A 22,404-nucleotide genomic window follows, 5' to 3' on the forward strand; every position below is an offset into this window, starting at 1 on the left:
TGGGCACGACCGGTCACTCCGAATCTTCGCCAAACGTCTCCCTGTGGTTATGGGTCCCGGATCTTCGCTTCGCTCGTCCGGGACGACGACTGCTGATGCATTGCTGGATTGCTTCGCTGCGCTCGCAATGACGACGCGGGACCATCTCGCTATAACAATCGGCAGAACACGAACGCCGCGAGGTCCCATGCCCCTCTACCGCCTGCACTACTTCCCCGAATCCGGCAACAGCTACAAGCTGGCGCTGATGCTGACGCTTTGCGGCGAGAGGTTCGAGCCGGTCTGGACCGATTTCGGCGGCGGCGTCACGCGCACGGCGGAGTGGCGCAAGGCCGTCAACGAGATGGGCGAAATCCCGGTGCTCGAGGTCGACGGCGTGAAGATGACGCAGACGGCGCCCCTCTTGCTCAGGCTCGCCGAGCAGTACGGCCGCTTCGGCGCCGAGACCGAGGAAGAGAAGTTCGAGCTGCTGCGCTGGCTGTTCTGGGACAACCACAAGCTCACCGGCTACATGGCGACCTATCGCTTCATGCGCGCCTTCACCGAGAAGAACGACCCGCAGGTGCTGAAGCACTTTCGCCGCCGGCTGGAGGACTTCCTCGGCATTCTCGACGGCCATCTCCAGCACAACGCCTTCGCGATCGGTGCGAAGCCGACGGTCGCCGATATCTCGATGATGGCCTATCTGCACTATCCCAGCGACGAGCACGGCTTCGATTTCGCGGCGAGCCATCCCGCCATCCATGCCTGGCTCGGCCGCATGGCCGCCCTGCCCGGCTGGAAGCCGGCGTACGAGCTGCTGCCGGGGAAGCGGATGACGAACTACGCGACGTGATTACCGCAGCGACAGCCAGCCGAGCGTGAACAGGATGCCACCGACGATGACGGCCATCGCGATCGCCCAGATGCTGACGCGGGTGCTGCCGGTGACCTGCTTGACTTCCTCATTGCGCGCAATCTCGCGATTGCGCTCCTTGTTGGCGTCGCCAGTATTCGTCATGAATCATCCAAATCGCTTTGCGGGCTCAACGCGTCTTGATGAAGCACATGCCGATGCGGCGCGAGGCCGCGGCAGCCTGACAGGTGAGACCGTTAGCACAGCTCCATGACGTAAAACTCTCATCTCGCGTTCCCGATCCCGCGTCTTGCAGGGAACAATGCGCTCCCCAGCCGTCCTGATACTCGCTCCCGGCGAGCTCCCGGCTGCCGCGGGTCTGCGGCCGGCTGGCAAATCCGCGTGAGAAATCAGGACGTTTGCCCGCTGCGAACGCGGTCAGGATGTCGCGGCGGCGGGGCTGGTCGCCGAGAAAGTGCGGCGAAGCCGGCACGATGGTGGAATTCGACGGCCTGTCCGCCAGCCAATCGACGCCCGGAAAGTGAAAGCCGCCGATGCCGCGGGTCTGGTGGCAGCCGGCGCAGGTGACGTCGTTGAGACGGCGCTGGAAGCCCGCGACCGAGCGGATGTTCTGCATGTCCCCGCGCGCGGCCGCCTGTTTCAATGCACCGACCACGTCGTTGTCGATGAAGATCAGCTGGCCCCCGCCCTCCCCTTCAGCCTGCATCATGCCGAATTCCGGCTGCAGCGCCGAAGCATCGAGGCCGGCCGGCGTCGGCACCACCGCGCTTCTGGCCAGGAATTTCTCGGGGATCAGCACGGTGCCGCGATCGAATTCGCGCAAGTTCTCGGGTGCGAGCAGCCAGGCCTTGAAGTCGCGCCGAAGCACCTCGTCCGCCATGATCCGGTCGCGGTCGATCTGGTTCTCCAGCGTCGATTCCTCGAAGGCCTTCGTGGCGGAATTGTACTTGAACACCTTGAGCAGATAGTCGGAGCGGAAATCATGCAGCGCCGACTTCGCCGCGACCGAGAGCTGGATGTTGGTCTCGATGCGATCGAGCATGGCGTCGTCTCGACTGCCGATCAGCTCCTGCCAGTTGCCGTTGTCGAGCCAGCGCCGCGCGAGCTCGGCGCAGGTGATTGGTTTGCCGTCCGCATCCGTCTGGCGCGCATCGCGCGCCTTCATCACCAGATTGAGCGTCATCGGCAGCCGCGTCGCGGTTGTGCCGTCGAAACGCGCCAGCCGATAGATCAGCCGGATCTCGCCGCAGGAGTCCTCCGAGGCGTAGGCGCGGTCCATGCGGTTGACGATGCCGGCGAGCACGAAACGCGTGTCGCGGGAATTCAGCACGGCCCGATCGAACAGCTGCGCGCCAAAGCCCTCACCGACGCCGATGCTCTCGCCCGGATAGGCCGCCTTCTGCCTGATGATGTAGCGGTCAAACTCCGCATCGATCGCCGGCGGAATGTCCTTGAGCTGGGGCAGCGACGCGAACAGCCGGTCGGTCGTCAGCGGACCATCCGCCTTGCGCTCCGGCGCCAACAGGCGCTGGAGCGTGAGAGCGTCGCCCTCGTCGAGCCTGCGCAGCAGATCGGGATCGATGATGGCCGTGCCGCGCGTCAGCGGCGCGGTCTGCGCTGCCGATAGCGCGGCGGTGCCGCCAAACAACACGGCGGCAACAAGGAGAATTCGCAACGCGCGGCTCATGCCTGAGGTAACACCGCGGCGGTCCGCCTATTCAAGCAAAAAGGCGCTTCACTTGGTGGTGAAGCGCCTTTCGAAAGTCCTATCTGAGCCGCTCAGCGTCCGGTGATCAGGCCCTTGCTGGTGACGACGACCCAGCGGCCATCCTGGCGGCGGATCGCATCGACGCGGCCGAGGCCGGGGATGGGATCGCCGGGATAGACCTCGTAGAGCCCGTCGCGGCCCTCGATCAGCGCACCGCCATTGGCGGCGTTGCGCAGCCGCCAGCCTTCGACCGTCGGCAGGCGGCCGACGTCGGTCTTGGGCGCGGCCGGCACTGGGGCCGGTGCAGCTGCGGCCGTCGCGACCTGGGTCGGCGCGATCGAGCCGGTGGTCTCCTTGGGCACCGCTGCTGCGGCCTGCGCGGGGGCGGCGGGCGGCGCAGCGCGGAGCTTGTCGACGGTCTCGGACAGTTTTGCGATTTTGGCCATCGGCTCGGCCTGCGCCTTCTCGAGCTTGTCGAGGCGGTCATTGGCCCGGTTGAGCTGGTTGACGCCGGTTTTCGAGCTGTGCTCGACATTGGCCTTCAGTGCGACGAGGTCGGCGTCGATCCGGGCGACCGAAGCATCGATCGCGCTGGTGTCGGCGACCTGCACCGGCGCCTGGGCCGGGGCGGCGAAGTGCATCATGCCGGCGGTTGCGAGCGCGCCGCTGATGGCGCCGACGCCGGCGGCGATCGCCACCACCGCGGCCATCGCCGACAGGCGGCGCTTGCTGCCGGTCTCGCGCGGCTCCTCCGCCTTCACATGCGGGGCAAATTCCTCGCGGTCCCAAGAGCCGTTCCGCGACCGCTCCGACGGCGCCATGACGATCAGCTTGCCGGGCTTCGGCTCAGGCTTGGTTTCGGCTTTGGCTTCGAGCTTCGGCAACTCGATCCTTGACGCCTCGATCTTCGGCGGCTCGACCTTCACCGGATCGGGCTTGACCGGATCAGGTTTGGGCGGCGCCTCATGGTCCGGCGCAATCGAGGGAGCCTCGATCCCAGCGGCCTCGACTGCCTGCGGCGCGGTCGCAGCAGCTTCGACGACGCCGGTGTCCTGGGCAGCCTGCTCGGGCATTGGTTCGCTCACGGCTCAAATACTCCAGTCTGGGTTGACCTTTTGGTAACTTTCATTGCTTGCGAAATCCTTACCTGCGGACCCGCTTACCGAAATTTTAGGAAGTTATCCGGGGCCGAATTTGGCCGGGAAAGTGGAACCGGTGTGGCGGGCGTGAAACAAATTGTAATCGGGTGAAGATGAACGGCCGCGGAATAGGCGCTGGGCAGCCCTTGTCACTTCCGTCACCCCCGCGCAACGGCGGAGCCGCTGCGCGGGGGTGACGGTGGAGAGAACGGCGCGCGCTCCGTTCACATCACGACCGGCGCATCCGGCAGCTCGTTCGCATGCGATGCGCCGGGCGGAAAATGCCGCGCCAGTTCGCGCGACACCGCCGTGATGCCGTCGATTACGCCGCGCTCGAACTGGCCCGACCTGAACTCCGCCTCCATGGCGCGGCAGATGCTTTCCCAGCCTTCGGCACCGACCTTGGCGTGGATGCCGCGGTCGGCGACGATCTCGACATCGCGGTCGGCGAGCAGGAGATAGATCAGGACGCCGTTGTTATGCGCGGTGTCCCAGATGCGCAGATGCGCGAACACGTCGAGCGCGCGCGCGCGGGCCGGCTGGTTGCGGAACAGCGGCGCGCCGTCGAGCGCGCCTTCGACCACGAAGCGGACCTGGCCGGAATGGGTGGCCTCGCCCTGCTTGATCGCCTGCTCGATGCGGGCGAGCACGGCTGGCGGAAAGATCTGCTTTGCCCGCCAATGATGCTGCACGAGATGTCTGGCGATACGCTTGATGCTCATGACCGCTACCAGCTCCCCGAGGCGCCGCCGCCGCCAAAACTGCCGCCACCGCCGCTGAAGCCGCCGCTGTCACTGCTCGACGATCCGCTGCTCCAGCCGCCCGACGAGGAGCCGCTCGACCAGGAGCCGCCGCGCGAGCGGCCGGTGCCCGGCGTGATCGCCGAAAACAGATCGGCGACGAATCCGATGATGAAGCCGAGGGCTCCGACAGCCATGGCGAGCGCGAAGGAGCCGAGAATGAGCCAGGTCAACCCTGCGATGATGCCGCCGGTCACCAGGGATCCGAGCAGCCGCCCCAGCATGGCTCGGAAGAACCCGCCGACCCCGATCGAGGCGAACAGCGTCACGATGAAGATCGGTGCAAGATCGTCCAGATTGCCGAAGTTGACGGTGGGAGAAGGAACCGGCAACGGCTCACCGTCGATGACGCGGACCATGCGATCGACGCCATCGGCGATGCCGCCGCCGAAATCGCCGGTGCGGAATTTCGGTGTGATGATCTCGTCGATAATGCGGCGCGAGGTGACATCGGTGAGCACGCCTTCGAGGCCGTAGCCGACCTCGATGCGCAGATGCCGGTCGTTCTTGGCGACGACGAGGATCGCGCCGTCGTCGATCCTCTTGCGGCCGATCTTCCAGGCCTCCGCGACCCGGATCGAGAATTGCTCGATCGTCTCCGGCTGCGTGGTCGGCACGATCAGGACGGCGATCTGGCTGCCCTTGCGCGTCTCGAAGTCCCGCAGCTTTTGCGACAGCGCGGCGGTCTCGCTGCTGGACAGCGTGCCGGTCTGGTCGACCACGCGCCCAGTGAGCTGGGGCACGGCGACGTCGGCTGAGGCGGGGAGCGCGAAGAGGAGTGCGATGGCGAGGACAAGTGAGGCGACCGCCGAATACGCTCGCCACACCCTCGCTGTCGTCGCCCGCCTTGTGCGCGCTGCGCACTGGGGCGGGCGATGCAGTATTCCAGAGGCCGCAGTGCATGAGCCGTGAAGCCGCGGCGTACTGGATTCCCCGCCTTCGCGGGGAATGACAGTTGTGAGTGGGGCGCGCATGGGAGCCGAACGCGTCTACTTCGACGGCGACGGCGACGGGTTGAAATCGACCTTCGGCGCGGTCGAGATTTCCTTCTCGTTTGCGACCGAGAAGTTCGGCTTCTCCTTGTAGCCGAACATCATCGCGGTGAGGTTGCTCGGGAACGAGCGGATGGTGACGTTATAATCCTGCACCGCCTTGATGTAGCGGTTGCGCGCCACCGTGATGCGGTTCTCGGTGCCCTCGAGCTGCGACATCAGATCCTTGAACAGCGCGTCCGACTTGAGCTGTGGGTAATTCTCGGTGACGACCAGCAACCGCGACAGCGCGCTGGAGAGCTCCCCCTGCGCGGCCTGGAACTTCTGAAAGGCGGCCGGATCGTTCAGCACCTCGGGCGTCGCCTGGATGCTGCCGACCTTGGCGCGGGCATTGGTGACGCCCAGCAGCACGTCCTTCTCCTGCTGGGCAAAGCCCTTCACCGAGTTGACGAGATTGGGCACGAGGTCGGCGCGGCGCTGATACTGGTTCACGACCTCGGACCAGTTGGACTTGATCTGCTCGTCCTCGCTCTGGATCGCGTTGTAGCCGCAATTGGTGAGGCTCAGCGAGGCCAGCGCCGCCAGCACGGTCAGGATCTTGCGCATTAAATTTCTCCCGGTGGAATCCCGTAACTCAATATCAGATAGCGATAACGCGGTACCAGCTTTTCGGGTTCATTCCGGGGCGCGAAGCGAGCTATGGTGCGCCCTTGCGCACCTGAAAATCTCGAGATTCCGGGTCTGGTCCTTCGGACCATCCCGGAATGACTGCGCTGGATGAGCGCACCCCAGCCGACTGACGCAAGCCTCTTGCCTATCCCTGACCGACATAGTCAACTCGACGAAACAATAAGACAGAACACCGGGGGAACGCGATGACCTCGTTCGAGACCATCCTCGTGGAGAGGCCGGATCCGGCGGTCACCCGGATCGTGATGAACCGGCCGGAGGCGCGCAACGCGCAGAACCTGCAAATGACCTACGACCTCAACGCCGCCTTCGACGCGGCGGTGCAGGACGATACGGTCAAGGTGATCGTCCTCGCCGGCAACGGTCCGCACTTCTCCTCCGGCCATGATCTGCGTCCCGGCGGCAAGAATACCGCCGGCGTCGATTTTCCACCGATCGGAAATTGGGGCGGTTTTGCCGAGCCAAATGCCCATGGCCGCTTCGCGCGCGAGCAGGAAATCTACCTCCAGATCACCCGGCGCTGGCGCAATCTGGCAAAACCGACCATTGCCGAGGTGCACGGCAAGTGCATCGCCGGCGGACTGATGCTGGCCTGGGCCTGCGACCTCATCATGGCCAGCGACGACGCGCAGTTCTGCGATCCCGTGGTGACCATGGGCGTCTGCGGCGTCGAATGGTTCGTGCACCCCTGGGAGCTCGGTGCGCGCAAGGCCAAGGAGTTCCTGTTTACCGCCGACAACTGGAGCGCGCAGGAGGCGCAGCAATTCGGCATGGTCAATCAGGTCGTGCCACGCGCGGAGCTTTCTGCGCGCACGCTGGAGCTGGCGCGCAGGATCGCGGCAAAGCCGGCCTTCGCGCTGAAGATGACCAAGGAAGCGGTGAACCGCTCCGTCGACGTGATGGGCCAGCCCGCCGCGATCGACCAGGCCTTCGCGCTGCATCAGCTCTGCCACGCCCACAATCTTCAGGAATTCGGCATGATCGTCGATCCCTCAGGCCTGCATCCCTCCGTGCGCAAGCCGCCGGCGGCCGCGGAGTAGACGCGATGGACCTCAATCTCAGTGACGAGCAAAGACTGCTGCGCGAGAGCGCTGAGCGTTTCGTGGCCGGAAGCTACGATGCCGATCACCGCCGCAAGATGGCGAACGATCCACTCGGCTTCAGCCCGGCCGTGTGGAAGCAGTTCGCCGAGCTCGGCTGGCTGGCGCTGCCGATTGCCGAGGAGTTTGGCGGGCTCGGTGGCAGCGCGGTTGAAATCGGCATCTTGATGGAAGCCTTCGGCCGTGGGCTGGTATCGGAGCCCTATATCGCGACGGTCGTGCTGGGTGCCGCACTGCTCGACCGCTGCGGCACCCATGAGCAGAAGCAGGTGAGCCTGCCGAAGATCGCGGATGGATCGTTGAAGCTTGCGCTTGCGCATTCCGAGCGCGCGGCAAGGTTCGATCTCGCCAGGGTCGCAACCGCCGCCGACCGGACTGCGCAGGGCTGGCGCCTGGCCGGCAGCAAGATCGCCGTGCTCGACGGCCATGCCGCCGATGAGATCATCGTCTCCGCGCACATTCATGATCATCAGAGGCCTTCGGGACGGATCGGCCTGTTCCTGGTGCCGGCGACGACGCCTGGCCTCGTCGTCAGCGACTATCCGCGCCTCGGCGGCGGACGCGCCTGCAACATCGAGCTGTCCGACGTGCATTTGCCCGAAGATGCCCTGCTCGGTGACGGCCGTGACGCGCTGCCGGCCATCGAATGGGCCGTCGACCGCGCCATGGCCGCGCTCGGCGCGGAAGCCGTCGGCATCATGCAGACGCTGCTGGACACTACGCTCGAATACACCAAGATCCGAAAGCAGTTCGGACGGCCGCTGTCGGCCAACCAGGTGATCCGCCATCGCCTCGCCGACATGGCGATGCAGGTCGACGAGGCGCGCTCGATGGCGCTGCGGGCTGCGCTGAAGGCGGATAGCCCGCCGGTCGAGCGGGCACGGGCCGCGTCCGGCGCGAAAGCAAAGATCGGCAAATGCGCGCGCTTCGTCGGCGAGCAGTCGATCCAGCTCCACGGCGGCATGGGCGTCACCGAGGAGCTCGAGGTCGGCGCCTATTTCAAGCGCCTCGTCGCCTTCGACACGCTGTTCGGCGGCAGCGCGCATCATTATGCCCGCCACGCCGAGCTTGGCCGCAAGGCCTGATACCGGGAGAGCCTCATGGACCTGTCGTTCAATGCCGAGGAGCGCGCCTTCCAGGACGAGGTGCGCGGCTTCATCGCCAAGAATCTCACCGAGGAGATGAAGCGCGCGACCGCGCTGACGCCGTCGGTATTCTCCGACCCTGATATCGGCATGGCCTGGCAGCGCGCGCTACACAGGCAGGGCTGGGGCGCGCCGGGCTGGCCGGTCGAGCATGGCGGGCCGGCCTGGACGCCGGCGCAGCGCTGGATCTTCGAGACCGAATCCGCACGGGCCGGCGTGCCGAATGTGAATGTCATGGGCGTGAAGATGGTCGGGCCCGTCATCATCGGCTTCGGCTCACCGGAGCAGAAGAACTTCTACCTGCCGCGAATCCTCTCCGGCGAGGATTACTGGTGCCAGGGCTATTCCGAGCCGGGCTCCGGCTCCGACCTCTCCTCGCTGAAGACGCGCGCGGTCCGCGACGGCGACGACTACATCATCAACGGCACCAAGATCTGGACCACGCATGCGCACCACGCCAACCGCATGTTCGCGCTGGTGCGCACCAGCGACGGGCCGCGGCAGCAGGACGGCATCAGCTTCATCCTGATCGACATGAAGACGCCGGGCATCACCACGCGCCCGATCCTCACCATCGGCGGCGACCACGAGGTCAATCAGGTGTTCTTCGACGACGTGCGTGTGCCCGTCGCCAACCGCGTCGGCGAGGAAGGCAAGGGCTGGACCTACGGCAAATATCTGCTCGAGTTCGAGCGCGGCTCGGGCATCGCCTCGGCCAAGCTGCGCGAGGGGCTGAAGGCGATCGCGGATCTCGCCGAATCGGATCTGACCGGACGGGCCATCGACAGTCCCGATATCGCGGCGCGCATCTCGGAGGTGGAAGTCGATATCGACGCGCTTGAAATGACCGAGCTGCGCGTGCTCTCCGCGCTGCAGACCGGACAGAATCCCGGCGCGGTGTCGTCGATCCTGAAGCTGCGCAACAGCGAGATCCGCCAGGCCGTGACGCGGCTCGGGGTCGACGTCATCGGCCACGACGCCCTTGCCGTCGAACCGATGCGCCCGCTCTACAAGCTCAACCACGAGCCGGCGACGCCGGAGGAGATGCTGACAATGGTGCCGGAATATCTCAACGGCCGCGCCTACACGATCTTCGGCGGCACCTCGGAGATCCAGCGCGACATCATCGCGAAGATGATGCTGGGGATTTAGCCCCGTAGCCCGAGCATTTGGCGCGAGCGAGCACTACATACTCCACTGTCGTCCCGGACAAGCGTAAGCGCAGATCCGGGACCCATAGCCACAGGGGGATGTGGTTGCGGGGATTCGGAGTTACCAGTTCGCGCCACAACCACTCCCTGTGGTTATGGGTCCCGGATCGGCGCGCGCTTATGGCGCGCTTGTCCGGGACGACAGCGGAGTTTGACGCAGTACCAGCGCAACAACACGCCGCGCTTAGCCCGCCGCCTTCGCCTCCTTGATCGCCTGCCACACCTTCTGCGGCGTCAGTGGCGTGTTGAGCTGGGTGATACCGAGCTCGGCGAGCGCGTCCATCACGCCGTTGGTGACGCAGGGCGGACCGCCGATGGCGCCGGATTCGCCGCAGCCCTTGGCACCGAGCGGATTGGTGCGGCAGGGCGCGGTATCGTCCAGCGTCACCACGATCGGCGGCACGTCGTCGGCGCGCGGGATGCAATAATCCTGGTAGCTCGCGGTGAGGAGCTGGCCGTCGGCGTCATATGAGACGCCTTCGTACAGCGCCTGGCCGATGCCTTGCGCGACGCCGCCATGGATCTGCCCGGTGACCAGCATCGGGTTCACGGCGACACCGACATCGTCGACGGTGGTGTAGCGCACGACCTTGGAGACGCCGGTCTCGGGGTCGATCTCGACCTCGCAGATATGCGTGCCGTTTGGCCAGCTTGGACCGTCGACCTCGCCTTCGGAATCGACGCTGAGCTTGGCGCCGCTCTCCTTCTCTGCAATGTCGAACAGGCTGATGCGGCGGTCGGTGCCGACCACGGTGAGCATGCCGCCCTGATATTCGATGTCCTCGATCGAGGTCTCCAGCACGTTGGCCGCCTTCTCGCGCGCCTTCTGGATCAGATCGTTGGAGGAGACCGCGACGGCCGTGCCGCCGACGAACAGCGAGCGCGAGCCGACGCTGCCAAAGCCCATGGCGAGATCGGTGTCGCCCTGCACGACGTCGATCTTGTCCATGGCAATGCCGAGCGTGTCGGAGATCATCTGGGTGTAGGTGGTCTGCAGCCCCTGCCCCATCGCCATGGTGCCGGAATGCAGCACGACGCGGCCTTGAGAGGTCGCGTGCAGGCTGACCTTCTCGGTGTGGGCGCGGCCGCCGGTCCATTCGATGTAGGAAGTGAGCCCGCGGCCGTAGAGCAGGCCCTTCTTCTTCGCCGCCTTCTTGCGCGCGGCAAAGCCGTCCCAGTCGGCGAGCTTCACGGCGCGGTCGAGCATGTGCGCGAAGGCGCCGGAATCGTAAACCTGACCCGCGGCATTGGTGTAGGGCAACTGGGCCGGCTTGATGTAGTTGGCTTTGCGGATCGCGCGCGGATCCATGCCGATCTTTCGCGCGGCGGCGTCGAACAGGCGCTCGACGATGAACACCGCTTCGGGACGGCCCGCGCCGCGATAGGCGCCGACCGGCGCGGTGTGAGTCATCACCGACTTCACCTCGAAATGCACCAGCGGCAGATCGTAGACGCCGGTCTGCACGAACGGGCCGAGCACCAGCGGGATGATGTTCGCCGCGCCCGAGGAATAAGCGCCGGTGCAGCCGATCGACCTGACGCGATAGGCCAGCACCTTGCCCTTCTCGTCCAGCGCGAAGGACGCCGTCGAGGTGAGATCGCGGCCATGGGTGCCGCCGACGAACTCGTCGGTGCGATCGCCGCGCCAGCGGATCTTCTTGCTCAGCTTGGTCGCGGCATAGGCGACGATGCCGTCCTCGGGATAGAGGTTGGTCTTCTGGCCAAAGCCGCCGCCGATGTCGCCGACCAGCACGCGCACGCTGTCCTTGGGACGCTTCAGCACGGCCTCGGCGAGCACGTCGCGGGTCGAGGCCGGCGTCTGCGACTGCACGTGCAGCAGCAGGCGGCCGGTCTTGTTGTCGATCTCGGCAATGGTCGAGCGCGGCTCCATCGCGGACGGCACAAGGCGCTGGCTGACGAGATCGAGCTCGACGGTGTGCGCGGCCCTGGCAAATGCCTCGTCCACCTTGGCGGCATCGCCATAAGCCATCGCGCCGACGATGTTGTCGGGCGCCTCCGGCCACACCACGGGCGCGCCGGGCTTCACGGCCTCGACGGGGTCGACCACGGCCGGCTGCACGTCGTACTCGACCACGATTGCTTCGGCAGCGCTCTGCGCCTCGACGCGGGACGACGCCACGACGGCCGCGACGGCTTCGCCGGCGTAGCGCACGACCTCATGGGCGAGCAGCCGACGCGGCGGCACCGTCATCGGCTTGCCGTCCGGGCGCTTGAAGATGCTCAACGTCGGGATGCTGCCGACATCGTCCTTGACGAGGTCGGCGCCGGTGTAGATCGCGGTCACGCCCGGCATCGCGGCGGCTGCACTGGTGTCGATCGAGACGATCTTGGCGTGGGCATGCGGCGAGCGCAGCACGTACAGCCACAGCGCGCCGTCGCCCGGCTTGTCGTCGATGAACTGCCCCTTCCCGGTGAGCAGCCGCTGGTCTTCCAAACGCTTGACGGGCTGGCCCGCTCCGAAACGCAAATTGCCGGGAAGAATGTTCATTCCGTGGGGTCCTCAGGGTCTTTTCGAAACTGCGGGCAGCCTTTTAGCGGATCGATCAAGGGCATACCAGCCGCGGTTTTGGGCGGGATATCCACGGATTCGGCATGCCGTTGGAGATCGTCATTCCGGGATGGTCCGACGGACCAGACCTCAGGTGCGCAATTGCGCACCTGGGAATCTCGAGATTCCGGGTTCGATGCTGCGCATCGCCCCGCAATGACAATCACGCCAGCTCCCGCAACGCCGCCTCGACCACCTTGCGCGCATCGGCCGTCAGCGGGGCTTGCGGCGGGACGGGGTCGCCGACATCGTAGCCCTGGATCGACAGCCCCGCCTTGATGCAGGCGGCGAGGTTGAAGCGGGCGAACGCCTCGTTGATGCGCCACAGCCTGCGCTGCAGCGTCATGGCCTCGTCCCAGCGGCCGGCCTTGCAGAGGTCGTAGAGCGCGACGCTCTGGCGCGGGATGATGCAGGCCGGTCCCGCCATCCAGCCGAGCCCGCCGATCAGCATCACTGCGGCCGGGATATGGGCGGAGGCCGAAAACACCCGCAAGCCATCCCCGCAGCGGTTCATGATCGAGAGCAGCCGGCCGGTGTTGGTCGAGGCGTCCTTGATGTAGCCGATACGCGGATGCTCGGCGAGGCGCGCGATCACGTCGAGGGTGAGGTCCGAGCGCTGGAATTGCGGATTGGTGTAGATGACGACGGGAATGTCGACGGCATCCGCGATGGCGCGGAAGTAGGATTCGACCTGGGCATCATTGAGCGGGAAGTAGGCCTCCAGGATCGCGAGGATGCCGTCGGCCCCACACTTCTGGTAGGCCCTCGCCTGCGCCACCGCATCCGTCGTCGAGGTCGAGGCGACGCCCGCAATCACAGGCACCCGGCCCCTCGCGGCCTCGATCGTGGTCTGCACGACCGCCGTGCGCTGCGCTGCACTGAGATAGGCGAACTCGCCAGTCGAGCCCAGCGGCGTCAGCCCATGCACGCCCGCGCCGATCAGATCGTCACAGAGCTTGCCGAGCACTTTGGTGCGCACGGTGCCGTCGGCATCGACGGGCGAGACGAGATAGGGAAAGACGCCGTGGAATTCGGACATGTCTGGACCGGACCCTGAAGACAGCTTCGGACAGGAGATATCCTTCCGGGTGCTAACATGAGGTCCCAGCGCCAGCAAGCAACGCGATCGCCCGATGCGGATTTGCGCCCGGACCACAACCTGCAGAAATATATGTGTGGATGGACTACCGCGAAGATCGCAGTAACATCTGTCGTAGCAAGAAAAATGCAGGGAGGGGCGCGCTGTCTTGCGCCGGCGTCGTTGGCTACGCGTCGCGCGCATCGCAGGCAGTGCGTCCGAGGGGCGTCGATGTTTGCGTTGTTGTCATGGCGAAGATCGGCCGCGCGCCGTCTCGCCGCGAGCTTGATCGTCGCAGTGTCGCTGCCGATTGCATCGGCGGTGGCACAGGAGGAAGGATCGTCCGGTCAAGGCGGCCGCGACGTGCGCACCGAGGCAAAGCCGTTCCAGCTCTATCGCTGGAAAGAGGATTATTCCTATCTGGCCGGCAAGCCGCAGCTGAGCACGTGGGAGCGGCTCAAATATATTCCGATCGCGCAATCGCCGGAGGTCTGGCTCTCGCTGGGCGGCGAGGCCCGTTACCGACTCGATCGCTACGCGCCTTACCTGTTCGGCCTCGGCAAGAGCGGCTTCGACTGGGCATCCCATCAGGAGCGCATGTTTCAGCATTTCGATCTGCATCTCGGCCGAACATTCCGAACCTTCGTGCAATTCGATGCGGCCTATGAGGATGGACGGCCGGTGCAACGCGCCTACGACCAGAGCCGGCCGGACGTTCGTCAGGCCTTCGTCGATGTCGTGCTGCCGATGGGGCCCGGAAACGTCATGCTCCGCGCCGGACGGGAGGAGCTCTATCTCGGCGATTCCCGCTGGCTCGCGGTTCGCGACCCCACCAACCTCAGGCGCTCGTTCAACGGATTGCTTGCCGAATATGACGATCCCTCACTGACCTTGCGCGTCTTCGCAGCGAACCCGGTCAACATCCAGTCCGGCACATTCGACGACAACACGCTCGGCTCGGAATTCTTCCGCGGCGCCTATGCCGTCGTTCGCGAGCCGCTTGCGCTTCCGCTGACGCTGGACGCTTATGTCTACGGCCGGCAGCAAGCCAGCGTCACCTATGCACGAGGCATGGCGCCCGAAGATCGATGGAGCGGGGGCGCCCGGGTCGCAGCAAGGCACCGGGGCTTCGAGCTCACCAGCGAGGCAACCTATCAATGGGGCTCGTTCGGGACCTCATCGATTTCGGCCTTCGGAGCCTTCGGCGATTTCGGCTACAGGTTTCCACGGCTTGACATCTTCGGCCAGAGTGCCGCCCCGAAGCTCGGCCTACGTACCCACTATGCCAGCGGTGACGACAATTTGAAGGGTACGACCCTGCACACTTTCGCGGGCGCCTATCCGGCAGCGAGCGTGATCTCGGAGATGTCCCTGCTCTCCGCCTCGAACGTGACGAACCTGCAGCCCTATGGCCACCTGTTCATCACCTCCGGACTGGTCCTCGGCGCGAACTGGAACTTCGTGCGCAAAGCCACAACGGCCGACGCGGTCTATGGTCCAATCGGAACGCAGATCACGGCGAAGGGCTCGGCATCGCTCGATGTCGCGCAGATCGGGCAGATCGACATGACCTGGACCATCAATCGCTTTCTTCAGTTGCACGCGCTCTATGCGCACGTCTACGCGGGCGACTACATTCGCGCCGCCGGCGGACGCGATTTCGACTATTACCGCCTGCAATTGATGGCCCGATGGTAACGTCGATGGGGCCTAGCCCCTGATCAGCCGCACCCGCGTGCCCCAGGGATCGACGGCCTCGACACCGTTCGCGAGCGTCATGACCTGCGCGCCGCCCTTGCGCAGGCGCTGTTCCTGGGCGGCCAGGATGTCCTGCTTTTCCGTCACCAGCGAGAACCAGGCAAGGCCGGTCATCTGATCGTCGCGCTGGCCGGCGCCCTGGCTCTGCCAGACGTTCATGCCGAGGTGATGATGATAGCGCCCCGACGACAGGAACGCGGCGCCGTTGCGGCTGCGGGTCAGATCGAGGCCGATCGCGCCATGATAGAAATTTCCGGCCTGTGCGAGATCGCCGACCCGCAGATGCATGTGGCCGATGCGCATTCCGTCCGGCGCCCTGGCGTAATCGGGAACGCGCGTATTGGTCAGCGACAGCAGGTCGGGAATGTTGAGCTCGTCGGACGCCATCTTCACGCTGCCCTCGCTCCATTGCCATTGCGAGGGATCGCGGTCGGCATAGACCTCGATGCCGTTGCCTTCGGGGTCATCGAGATAGACGGATTCGCTGACGAGATGATCGGCGAAGCCCGACAGCTTGACGCGGTGCGAGGCGGCGTGAACCAGCCAGCGCGCCAGGTCCTTGCGGGTCGGCATCAGGAACGCGGTGTGGTAGAGGCCGGCGGCATTACGCGGCTCGATTGCCGCATCGGGGCGGGCCTCCAGCACCAGCAGCGCGATGCCCGATGTGCCGAGCTTCGCCGCGGTCGCCGAGCGCTCCATCACGGTGAGGCCGATGACATCGCGGTAGTAGTCCGCAACCTTGTCGAGATTCTTCACCCGCAGCGTCACCATGCCGACCCGCATCGGCGTGCGGCTGGCATAGGTCGGCCCGCCGCCCTGCGGCGCGCCCTCGGCACGCGCCGCGGCTGCGGCCGCCATGGCAAGCGAGGTCGCGCCGGCGAGTTGCAGCAGGGTGCGGCGGGTGAGGTCGATGGTCATCAGTCAGGGCTCGCTGAAAGGGCATAAGGCCGTGCGGCGCAATGTCGGGCCGATTGCTACACGTTCCCGTGAGCGGCTCCCAATCACATGTTCGTCGGCCGTAACAGGCTGGTCCTGACCACCCGGCCAGTTTCGCGATTCCCCGCGACATCCCAGATTGGGGGCAGCTTATAGGAGCCTGCTATGACCGATCCAACTCCCCTGTCCTCACTGTCGTCCGCCCTCGCGGACGTGGTGGCGCGCACCGCGCCCTCTGTCGTCTCCGTGCACTCGCATCGCTCCCGCGCGACCGGCTTCGTCTGGAAAGGGGGCCTGATCGTCACCGCCGACGAGGCGCTGGCCGATGAGGGCGAGGTCGAGATCGGCCTGCCCGACGGCAGCCGGGCGGCCGCCACGATCGCCGGTCGCGACCACACCACCGATATCGCGCTGCTGCGCACCGACGCCGCTGTTACGCCGGTTAAGCTCGCCGCAACCGTCCCGCCCCTCGGCACATTGGCGATCGTGGTGGCCACCAACCGTGACACGCCCAGTGCCGCGCTGGGGATGGTGTCGGCGTCCGGAAACGGCTGGCGCTCCTTGCGCGGCGGCGAGATCGATGCACGGATCGAGCTCGATGTTCGCCTGCGCGCCAGCCAGCAGGGCGGCCTCGCGCTCGATGCATCGGGCGCGGCCTTCGGCATGGCCGTGCTCGGCCCGCGCCGCGTGCTGGTGATCCCGACCGCGACGATCGAGCGCGTCGCAGCGCAACTCGAGACGCGCGGCCGCATCGCGCGGGGATATCTCGGCCTCGGGCTCCAGCCGGTCCGGCTCGACGACGGCCTCGGCGCCATGGTGATGAACGTCGACAAGGCCGGTCCCTCGGCCGCCGCCGGCATCCGCCAGGGCGACGTCATCGTCGCGGTCAACGACCAGAAGCTGTCCGGCGTGCGCGCCCTGTCGCGAACGCTGGGACCTTCGAGCGTCGGCGCGGTGGTCGATGTCGCGGCGCGCCGCGGCGGCGAGCCGGTCAGCTTCAAGGTCACGGTCGGCGAGAGGCCGGAGGCGTGAGCGAGGACCGGACGCCGGAGATCGTGCTTGCCTTGGAGATCGACGATCCCGCCCTCGCCGATCGCCTGGCGGCCTTGCTCGGCAGCGTCGCCGGGCTGCGTCTCGCCGGGCCCGGCGAGGCGGCCGCGGCGACGATCGTCGCCCGCGATCCGCGCATCATGCCCGAAGACATCGCGCTGACGCAGCGCGAGCTCGACGTGCTGGCGCTGATGGCCGAGGGCGCCTCCAACAAGATGATCGCCCGCCGGCTCGGCATCTCCGTGCACACGGTGAAATTCCATGTCGGCTCGCTGCTCGACAAGCTCGATGCCACCGGCCGCACCGATGCGGTGGCGCATGCGGCACGCCGCGGCGTGATCGAGCTATGATGAACTCAATAGTGCTTTGGTCTTGGGGAAGCTGAGCTCGACCGTCAGGCCGGGCGCATTGTCATGCAGCGCTACTCCCGCGCCGTGAAGCCGCGCGACCGCGGCGACGAGGCTGAGGCCCAGGCCATTGCCCGGCGTGTAGCGGCTCTGCTCGAGCCGGTAGAAGCGCTTGAAGACGTGATCGCGCTCCTCAGTGGGAATGCCCGGACCATCGTCGGCGATCGCGATCACCGCGCCGCCCTCGGTGCTGCGGCAAGTCACGCTCACCTGCCCGCCTTTGCAGCCGTGCTTGATCGCGTTGTCGACGAGATTGGCGATGGCATCGAACAGCAGGTCGCGATCGCCGGTGATCGGCACCTGGCGGTCTCCGGCAAGGCTGAGGCGGGTTGCGACCTGCTCGGCGGCGGCGTCGTAGAGCTCGACGACCTCGCCGGCGATTTCCGTCAGGTTCAGCGCGCGGAAGGCGCCGGTGCGGGCACGGGTCTCGATCTCGGAGATCCGGGTGATGGAGGCGAACATGCCGAGCACGGCGTCGAGATCGGCGATGGTGTCGCCGATCAGCGCGGCATCCGCCTCGCTGTTGCGCTCGTGGTGATAGGCCTTTTCCAGCCGGCCGCGCATCCGCGTCAGCGGCGTGCGCAGATCATGGGCGACGTTGTCGCTGACCTGCTTGACCTCGCCCATCAGCGTCTCGATGCGGTCGAGCATCTGGTTGAGGCTTTCGGCGACGCGGTCCCATTCATCATGGCTGCCGCGCAAGGGGATGCGCTGGTCGAGGCCTGAGAGCATGATGGCGCGGCTGGTGGCGTTGATCTCTTCGATCCGCCCGACGGTGCGCCGCGTCACCAGCACGGCGGCGAGCCCGGCGAGCACCAGCAGCAGCACGGCAACCGCCAACATCGCAAGCTCGATCATCGCGGTGAAGCCGCTGTGATCGCCGGCGTCGCCGACCCGGCTCCGCACATAGGCGATCGTGCCGAAATAGACATAGGCCATGATCGCCGCGACGATCAGCCCGAACGCGGCGATCGCGATCAGCGCCAGACGGAAGGTCGAGGAGCGGAGCGTCTTAACCAGGAGCACGGAGGCAATATCCGATGCCGCGGATGGTATGGATCAGAGGATAGGCCTGGGCATCGTCGACCTTGCGGCGGACGCGCCCGACATAGACGTCGATGATGTTGGTGGAGGGATCGAAATGCAGGTCCCAGACGTGCTGGAGCAGCATCGCACGGGAGACGACCCGGCCCTCGTTGCGGACGAGATATTCGAGCAGCTGGAATTCGCGCGGCAGCAGCGGGATCTTGCGGCCGCGGCGGCTGGCACTGCGTGCGATCAGGTCGATGGCGAGATCGCCGACCCGCAGCAGCGTCTCCTTGGCGATGGTCTCGCTGCGCCGGCCGAGCGCCTCCAGCCGCGCCAGCAATTCGGTGAAGGAGAACGGCTTGACGAGATAGTCGTCGCCGCCGGCGCGCAGGCCGCGCACGCGGTCATCGACCTCGCCGAGCGCGGAAATGATCAGGAACGGCGCGGCGACGCCGTCGTCGCGCAATTGCCGCATCACGCTGATGCCGTCGATATCGGGCAGCATCCGGTCGATCGTGATCACGGCATAGTCGCGCGCCGCGCCGTGGCTCAGGGCTTCGCGCCCGTTAGCTGCGAGATCGACGTCGTAGCCGGAGGTCGTCAATTCCTCGACGAGCTGGCCTGCGGTTTCCGGATCGTCCTCGACGACCAGGATGCGACGGTGACCTCCGGTCATGCAAAACTCCGCGCGACGATCGCCACCAGACTATCCCGTTCCGGGGCTGGACGGAACCGCCCGGTGGCGACCGCGACAATGGTGCGGTACGGCGATGCGACTACCAATAGTCTCCGCACACATTGACCCATTGCCATCCATAGGGCGTCCAGCTCCTGCGCCAGCAGCCGTCATTGTAGCCGGCGTAAATGAAGGGCGCGCCGAAGACGGCGAAACGACGGAAATGATGATGGTGGAAGGCGTGGCGGCCGTGCCAGCCGGCACCGGCGAAACGCGGCCCGATCGCCGCATGCGCGAAGCGTGCGCCGCCGAAGGCCGGACCGCCGACATGGGCGAAGCGCGCGCCGCCCATCCCGCCGACATGCATGCCGCTAAAGCCGCCGGCGCGCATCCCGCCGCCACCGAAATGACCACCACCACCGAAATGGCCACCGCCGCCGAAGCCGCCATGTCCGCCACCGCCGCCTCTGGCGAGCACCGGTGAAGCTGCCGCCATCACCGCGGCGAGCGTCACCGCGGTGAGGCCTTTGAGAAGCCTGCTGTTCATCGAAGCATCCTCCTTGCAGTGCGGCGGTCTTAACGCCGCACGAGGACGATCAGATGAGGAGAAGCGACGGGCGCCTTCAACTTACAAATGCGCCAGATTCTAACGCGGGTGTTAGGGAGAGGGAGCCCGCGCTCTCTCCCCGTCATTGCCAGGAGCCCTTGCGACGAAGCAATGACGACGTGGAGAAAGTTTTCCAAACGTCGGGCAGCTCACCTCTCCCGCAAAGAGCGGGGAGAGGCTGGAAAACCTACGCCCGCTTGCCGTTGTTCTTTTCCGCCGCCCTGCGCAGCGCTTCGGCGAGGGCACCGCCGCCCGAGGATTCCTGCTTGCGCGGGGCCGACGACGTCATGCGGGACGGGTTGCGCGAGCTGTTGTCGCGCTGCATGCCGGGGGCGTCCTTCTTGGCGCCGACCTCGTCGTCGAGACGCAAGGTCAGCGAGATGCGCTTGCGGGCAACCTCGAAGTCCAGCACCTTGACCTTGACGATGTCGCCGGGCTTCACCACCTCGCGCGGATCCTTGATGTAGGTCCTGGACATCGCGGAGATGTGCACGAGGCCGTCCTGGTGCACGCCGATGTCGACGAAGGCGCCGAAGGCGGCGACGTTGGTCACGGTGCCCTCGAGGATCATGCCCTTCTTGAGATGCTTGATCTCCTCGACACCCTCCATGAACACGGCGGCCTTGAACGCCGGACGCGGATCGCGGCCGGGCTTTTCCAACTCCTTCAAAATGTCGGTGACGGTCGGCAGACCGAAAGTCTCGTCGACGAAATCCTTCGGCTTCAGGGTGCGCACGATCTCGCTGCTGCCGATCAGCGCCTTGATGTCGCTCTTGGTGGCGCTGAGGATCCGGCGCACCACCGGATAGGCTTCCGGATGCACGCCGGACGCGTCGAGCGGGTCCTCGCCGCCGAGGATGCGCAGGAAGCCTGCGCACTGCTCGAACGCCTTCGGCCCGAGCCGCGGCACGTCCTTGAGCGCCTTGCGCGACTTGAACGGGCCGTTGGCGTCGCGATGCGCCACGATGCTCTGAGCGAGGCCGGAACCGACACCCGACACGCGGGCCAGCAGCGGTGCGGACGCCGTGTTGACGTCGACGCCGACCGCGTTCACGCAGTCCTCGACCACCGCATCGAGCGATTTTGCGAGCTTGGCCTGGCCGAGATCGTGCTGATACTGGCCGACGCCGATCGCCTTGGGCTCGATCTTGACCAGCTCGGCGAGCGGGTCCTGCAGACGCCGCGCGATCGAGACCGCGCCGCGCAAGGTGACGTCGAGGCCGGGCAATTCCTCCGAGGCGAAAGCCGAGGCCGAATAGACCGACGCGCCGGCTTCCGACACCACGATCTTGGTCATCTTCAGCTCGGCCAGACCCTTGACGAGATCGCCCGCGAGCTTGTCGGTCTCGCGCGAGGCAGTGCCGTTGCCGATCGCGATCAGCTCGACATGATGCTTCAATGCGAGCTTGCCGAGGATCGCGAGCGACTCGTTCCACTGCCGCTGCGGCTCGTGCGGATAGATCACGGCGGTGTCGACGACCTTGCCGGTCGCATCGGTGACGGCGACCTTGACGCCGGTGCGGTAGCCGGGATCGAGCCCCATGGTGACGCGGGTGCCGGCCGGCGCCGCCAGCAGCAGATCGCGCAAATTGGAGGCGAACACGCGCACGGCCTCGGTCTCGGCGGCGTTCCACAGCCGCATGCGCAGGTCGATATTGAGATGCACCTGGATCTTGGTGCGCCAGGCCCAGCGCACGGTGTCGATCAGCCAGCGGTCGCCGGCGCGCTTGAGGTCGGCGATGCCGAACCGCTTCATGATCTTCAGTTCATAGGCGCTCGGCACGCCCGGCGGCGGCGCTTCGGCCTCAGCCTGGATCTGCAGATCGAGGATCTCCTCCTTCTCGCCGCGGAACATCGCGAGGATGCGGTGCGAGGGCAGCTTGGTCAGCGGCTCCGAGAACTCGAAATAGTCGGCGAACTTCTCGCCTTCGGTCTTCTTGCCGTCGCGCACCTTGGAGGCCATGCGCGCATTGGTCCACATTTCCTCGCGAAGCGCGCCGATCAGGTCGGCATCCTCGTCGAAGCGTTCGACCAGGATGGCGCGGGCACCGTCCAGCGCGGCAGCGGCGTCCGCAACGCCCTTCTCGGCGTTGACGAAGGCTTCGGCCACCACCTTCGGATCGTTGGTCGGCTCCGCCATCAGCTGGTTGGCGAGCGGCTCGAGGCCGGCTTCCTTGGCGATCTCGGCCTTGGTGCGCCGCTTCGGCTTGAACGGCAAATAGATGTCTTCGAGGCGGGCCTTGCTGTCGGCGGCGAGAATGGAGGCTTCGAGGGCGGCATCGAGCTTGCCCTGCTCGCGGACTGATTCGAGGATGGCCTTGCGGCGGTCTTCGAGCTCGCGCAGGTAACCCAGGCGCTCCTCCAGGGTGCGCAATTGCGCGTCGTCGAGCGCACCGGTCGCTTCCTTGCGGTAGCGGGCGATGAAGGGAACCGTGGCGCCGCCATCGAGCAGCGTCACCGTCGCCTCGACCTGCTCCGCCCGAACCCCAAGCTCCTGCGCAATTTTCTGGTTGATATTTGCCACGCGAGAATTCCTCTATCCAAGCACGCAACGCGGGGGCGAACCACCGGCCACGGGACGCCGCTTATGGACCAACCGGGGTTGATTCATCAAGGTACCGCGGAGGACCGTCGACAGGGGATTTTTTTGTCG

The 22,404-nt window shown here is 66.1% G+C and carries 20 protein-coding genes; 7 read left to right on the top strand and 13 right to left on the bottom strand.

The genetic code is table 11. The features are described 5' to 3' along the window. The first annotated feature begins 187 nt into the window (after positions 1 to 187). Positions 188 to 835, top strand: a complete 648-nt coding sequence (locus AABA86_RS23675) for a glutathione S-transferase family protein (RefSeq protein ID WP_338308622.1) — start codon at positions 188 to 190, stop codon at positions 833 to 835. On the opposite strand, the gene AABA86_RS23680 is transcribed toward AABA86_RS23675, so the two are convergent. The 6 genes from AABA86_RS23680 to AABA86_RS23705 all read right to left on the bottom strand — a co-directional run bounded on the left by AABA86_RS23680 (position 836) and on the right by AABA86_RS23705 (position 6,101). Next, the gene (locus AABA86_RS23680) at positions 836 to 1,000 is read right to left on the bottom strand and encodes a hypothetical protein (RefSeq protein ID WP_271592401.1); all 165 of its coding nucleotides are present in this window, start codon (positions 998 to 1,000) and stop codon (positions 836 to 838) included. Positions 1,001 to 1,025: 25 nt separating this feature from the next. After that, positions 1,026 to 2,543: a hypothetical protein gene (locus AABA86_RS23685; RefSeq protein ID WP_338308623.1), complete on the bottom strand. Its 1,518-nt coding sequence runs from the start codon at positions 2,541 to 2,543 to the stop codon at positions 1,026 to 1,028. A 92-nt stretch (positions 2,544 to 2,635) separates the two neighbouring features. Beyond that, entirely contained in the window at positions 2,636 to 3,637 is a 1,002-nt protein-coding gene (locus AABA86_RS23690; RefSeq protein ID WP_338308663.1) for a hypothetical protein, read from the bottom strand. A gap of 290 nt (positions 3,638 to 3,927) precedes the next feature. Continuing rightward, positions 3,928 to 4,425 carry a TPM domain-containing protein gene (locus AABA86_RS23695; protein ID WP_338308624.1) on the bottom strand — a complete coding sequence of 166 codons (498 nt, stop codon included), beginning with the start codon at positions 4,423 to 4,425 and terminating at the stop codon, positions 3,928 to 3,930. Between the two features lie 5 nt (positions 4,426 to 4,430). Next, entirely contained in the window at positions 4,431 to 5,330 is a 900-nt protein-coding gene (locus AABA86_RS23700) for a TPM domain-containing protein (protein WP_338308625.1), read from the bottom strand. 162 nt (positions 5,331 to 5,492) lie between these two features. Continuing rightward, positions 5,493 to 6,101 carry a LemA family protein gene (locus tag AABA86_RS23705; RefSeq protein WP_338308626.1) on the bottom strand — a complete coding sequence of 203 codons (609 nt, stop codon included), beginning with the start codon at positions 6,099 to 6,101 and terminating at the stop codon, positions 5,493 to 5,495. Between the two features lie 269 nt (positions 6,102 to 6,370). On the opposite strand from AABA86_RS23705, the gene AABA86_RS23710 reads away from it, so the two are divergent. Genes AABA86_RS23710 through AABA86_RS23720 form a run of 3 tightly spaced genes read left to right on the top strand, consistent with a single transcriptional unit; the run spans position 6,371 to position 9,582 of the window. Next, entirely contained in the window at positions 6,371 to 7,225 is an 855-nt protein-coding gene (locus AABA86_RS23710; protein ID WP_338308627.1) for an enoyl-CoA hydratase, read from the top strand. A 5-nt stretch (positions 7,226 to 7,230) separates the two neighbouring features. Beyond that, positions 7,231 to 8,370 carry an acyl-CoA dehydrogenase family protein gene (locus tag AABA86_RS23715; RefSeq protein WP_212253526.1) on the top strand — a complete coding sequence of 380 codons (1,140 nt, stop codon included), beginning with the start codon at positions 7,231 to 7,233 and terminating at the stop codon, positions 8,368 to 8,370. 15 nt (positions 8,371 to 8,385) lie between these two features. Beyond that, positions 8,386 to 9,582 carry an acyl-CoA dehydrogenase family protein gene (locus tag AABA86_RS23720; RefSeq protein WP_212253524.1) on the top strand — a complete coding sequence of 399 codons (1,197 nt, stop codon included), beginning with the start codon at positions 8,386 to 8,388 and terminating at the stop codon, positions 9,580 to 9,582. A 243-nt stretch (positions 9,583 to 9,825) separates the two neighbouring features. On the opposite strand, the gene AABA86_RS23725 is transcribed toward AABA86_RS23720, so the two are convergent. Further along, positions 9,826 to 12,150 (bottom strand): xanthine dehydrogenase family protein molybdopterin-binding subunit, encoded by a 2,325-nt coding sequence (locus AABA86_RS23725; protein WP_338308628.1) that lies wholly within the window; start codon positions 12,148 to 12,150, stop codon positions 9,826 to 9,828. A gap of 223 nt (positions 12,151 to 12,373) precedes the next feature. After that, entirely contained in the window at positions 12,374 to 13,249 is an 876-nt protein-coding gene (locus AABA86_RS23730; protein WP_338308629.1) for a dihydrodipicolinate synthase family protein, read from the bottom strand. Between the two features lie 270 nt (positions 13,250 to 13,519). Here AABA86_RS23730 and AABA86_RS23735 point away from each other — a divergent pair, with 270 nt between their 5' ends. Next, positions 13,520 to 14,986: an alginate export family protein gene (locus AABA86_RS23735; protein WP_338308630.1), complete on the top strand. Its 1,467-nt coding sequence runs from the start codon at positions 13,520 to 13,522 to the stop codon at positions 14,984 to 14,986. Positions 14,987 to 14,998: 12 nt separating this feature from the next. Here AABA86_RS23735 and AABA86_RS23740 read toward each other — a convergent pair whose 3' ends face one another. Further along, positions 14,999 to 15,964, bottom strand: coding sequence for a VOC family protein (locus AABA86_RS23740; protein ID WP_338308631.1), 966 nt, complete (start codon positions 15,962 to 15,964; stop codon positions 14,999 to 15,001). Positions 15,965 to 16,147: 183 nt separating this feature from the next. Between AABA86_RS23740 and AABA86_RS23745 the strand changes: the two genes are divergently transcribed. After that, on the top strand, positions 16,148 to 17,014 hold the full coding sequence (locus tag AABA86_RS23745) for a S1C family serine protease (RefSeq protein ID WP_338308632.1): 867 nt from the start codon (positions 16,148 to 16,150) through the stop codon (positions 17,012 to 17,014). After that, a complete protein-coding gene (locus AABA86_RS23750) occupies positions 17,011 to 17,382 on the top strand; it encodes a response regulator transcription factor (protein WP_212253512.1) in 372 nt (123 codons plus the stop codon). Before AABA86_RS23745 ends, AABA86_RS23750 begins: the two co-directional genes overlap by 4 nt. Here AABA86_RS23750 and AABA86_RS23755 read toward each other — a convergent pair. From AABA86_RS23755 to AABA86_RS23770, 4 genes are all read right to left on the bottom strand, one after another. Then, complete coding sequence (locus AABA86_RS23755) at positions 17,377 to 18,465, bottom strand: sensor histidine kinase (protein WP_338308633.1); 1,089 nt, start codon at positions 18,463 to 18,465, stop codon at positions 17,377 to 17,379. The two genes, AABA86_RS23750 and AABA86_RS23755, sit on opposite strands and share 6 nt — an antisense overlap. After that, positions 18,452 to 19,144 (bottom strand): response regulator transcription factor, encoded by a 693-nt coding sequence (locus AABA86_RS23760; protein WP_212253508.1) that lies wholly within the window; start codon positions 19,142 to 19,144, stop codon positions 18,452 to 18,454. Before AABA86_RS23760 ends, AABA86_RS23755 begins: the two co-directional genes overlap by 14 nt. Before the next feature lie 100 nt (positions 19,145 to 19,244). Beyond that, positions 19,245 to 19,691 (bottom strand): hypothetical protein, encoded by a 447-nt coding sequence (locus AABA86_RS23765; RefSeq protein WP_212253506.1) that lies wholly within the window; start codon positions 19,689 to 19,691, stop codon positions 19,245 to 19,247. Between the two features lie 247 nt (positions 19,692 to 19,938). Then, positions 19,939 to 22,275 carry a Tex family protein gene (locus tag AABA86_RS23770; RefSeq protein ID WP_338308634.1) on the bottom strand — a complete coding sequence of 779 codons (2,337 nt, stop codon included), beginning with the start codon at positions 22,273 to 22,275 and terminating at the stop codon, positions 19,939 to 19,941. Between the last annotated feature and the right edge of the window lie 129 nt (positions 22,276 to 22,404).

It is taken from the genome of Bradyrhizobium sp. TM233 (assembly GCF_036247965.1).
In the GTDB taxonomy this organism is placed as follows: Bacteria; Pseudomonadota; Alphaproteobacteria; order Rhizobiales; family Xanthobacteraceae; genus Bradyrhizobium; species Bradyrhizobium ottawaense.

What these genes read in the sequence shown, in the direction of transcription:
- AABA86_RS23680 (WP_271592401.1), bottom strand. Translation starts at nt 1,000, where the DNA reads ATGACGAATACTGGCGACGCCAACAAGGAGCGCAATCGCGAGATTGCG.
- AABA86_RS23695 (WP_338308624.1), bottom strand. Translation starts at nt 4,425, where the DNA reads ATGAGCATCAAGCGTATCGCCAGACATCTCGTGCAGCATCATTGGCGG.
- AABA86_RS23735 (WP_338308630.1), top strand. Translation starts at nt 13,520, where the DNA reads ATGTTTGCGTTGTTGTCATGGCGAAGATCGGCCGCGCGCCGTCTCGCC.
- AABA86_RS23710 (WP_338308627.1), top strand. Translation starts at nt 6,371, where the DNA reads ATGACCTCGTTCGAGACCATCCTCGTGGAGAGGCCGGATCCGGCGGTC.
- AABA86_RS23730 (WP_338308629.1), bottom strand. Translation starts at nt 13,249, where the DNA reads ATGTCCGAATTCCACGGCGTCTTTCCCTATCTCGTCTCGCCCGTCGAT.
- AABA86_RS23685 (WP_338308623.1), bottom strand. Translation starts at nt 2,543, where the DNA reads ATGAGCCGCGCGTTGCGAATTCTCCTTGTTGCCGCCGTGTTGTTTGGC.
- AABA86_RS23745 (WP_338308632.1), top strand. Translation starts at nt 16,148, where the DNA reads ATGACCGATCCAACTCCCCTGTCCTCACTGTCGTCCGCCCTCGCGGAC.
- AABA86_RS23675 (WP_338308622.1), top strand. Translation starts at nt 188, where the DNA reads ATGCCCCTCTACCGCCTGCACTACTTCCCCGAATCCGGCAACAGCTAC.
- AABA86_RS23720 (WP_212253524.1), top strand. Translation starts at nt 8,386, where the DNA reads ATGGACCTGTCGTTCAATGCCGAGGAGCGCGCCTTCCAGGACGAGGTG.
- AABA86_RS23765 (WP_212253506.1), bottom strand. Translation starts at nt 19,691, where the DNA reads ATGAACAGCAGGCTTCTCAAAGGCCTCACCGCGGTGACGCTCGCCGCG.
- AABA86_RS23760 (WP_212253508.1), bottom strand. Translation starts at nt 19,144, where the DNA reads ATGACCGGAGGTCACCGTCGCATCCTGGTCGTCGAGGACGATCCGGAA.
- AABA86_RS23690 (WP_338308663.1), bottom strand. Translation starts at nt 3,637, where the DNA reads ATGCCCGAGCAGGCTGCCCAGGACACCGGCGTCGTCGAAGCTGCTGCG.
- AABA86_RS23715 (WP_212253526.1), top strand. Translation starts at nt 7,231, where the DNA reads ATGGACCTCAATCTCAGTGACGAGCAAAGACTGCTGCGCGAGAGCGCT.
- AABA86_RS23740 (WP_338308631.1), bottom strand. Translation starts at nt 15,964, where the DNA reads ATGACCATCGACCTCACCCGCCGCACCCTGCTGCAACTCGCCGGCGCG.
- AABA86_RS23705 (WP_338308626.1), bottom strand. Translation starts at nt 6,101, where the DNA reads ATGCGCAAGATCCTGACCGTGCTGGCGGCGCTGGCCTCGCTGAGCCTC.
- AABA86_RS23725 (WP_338308628.1), bottom strand. Translation starts at nt 12,150, where the DNA reads ATGAACATTCTTCCCGGCAATTTGCGTTTCGGAGCGGGCCAGCCCGTC.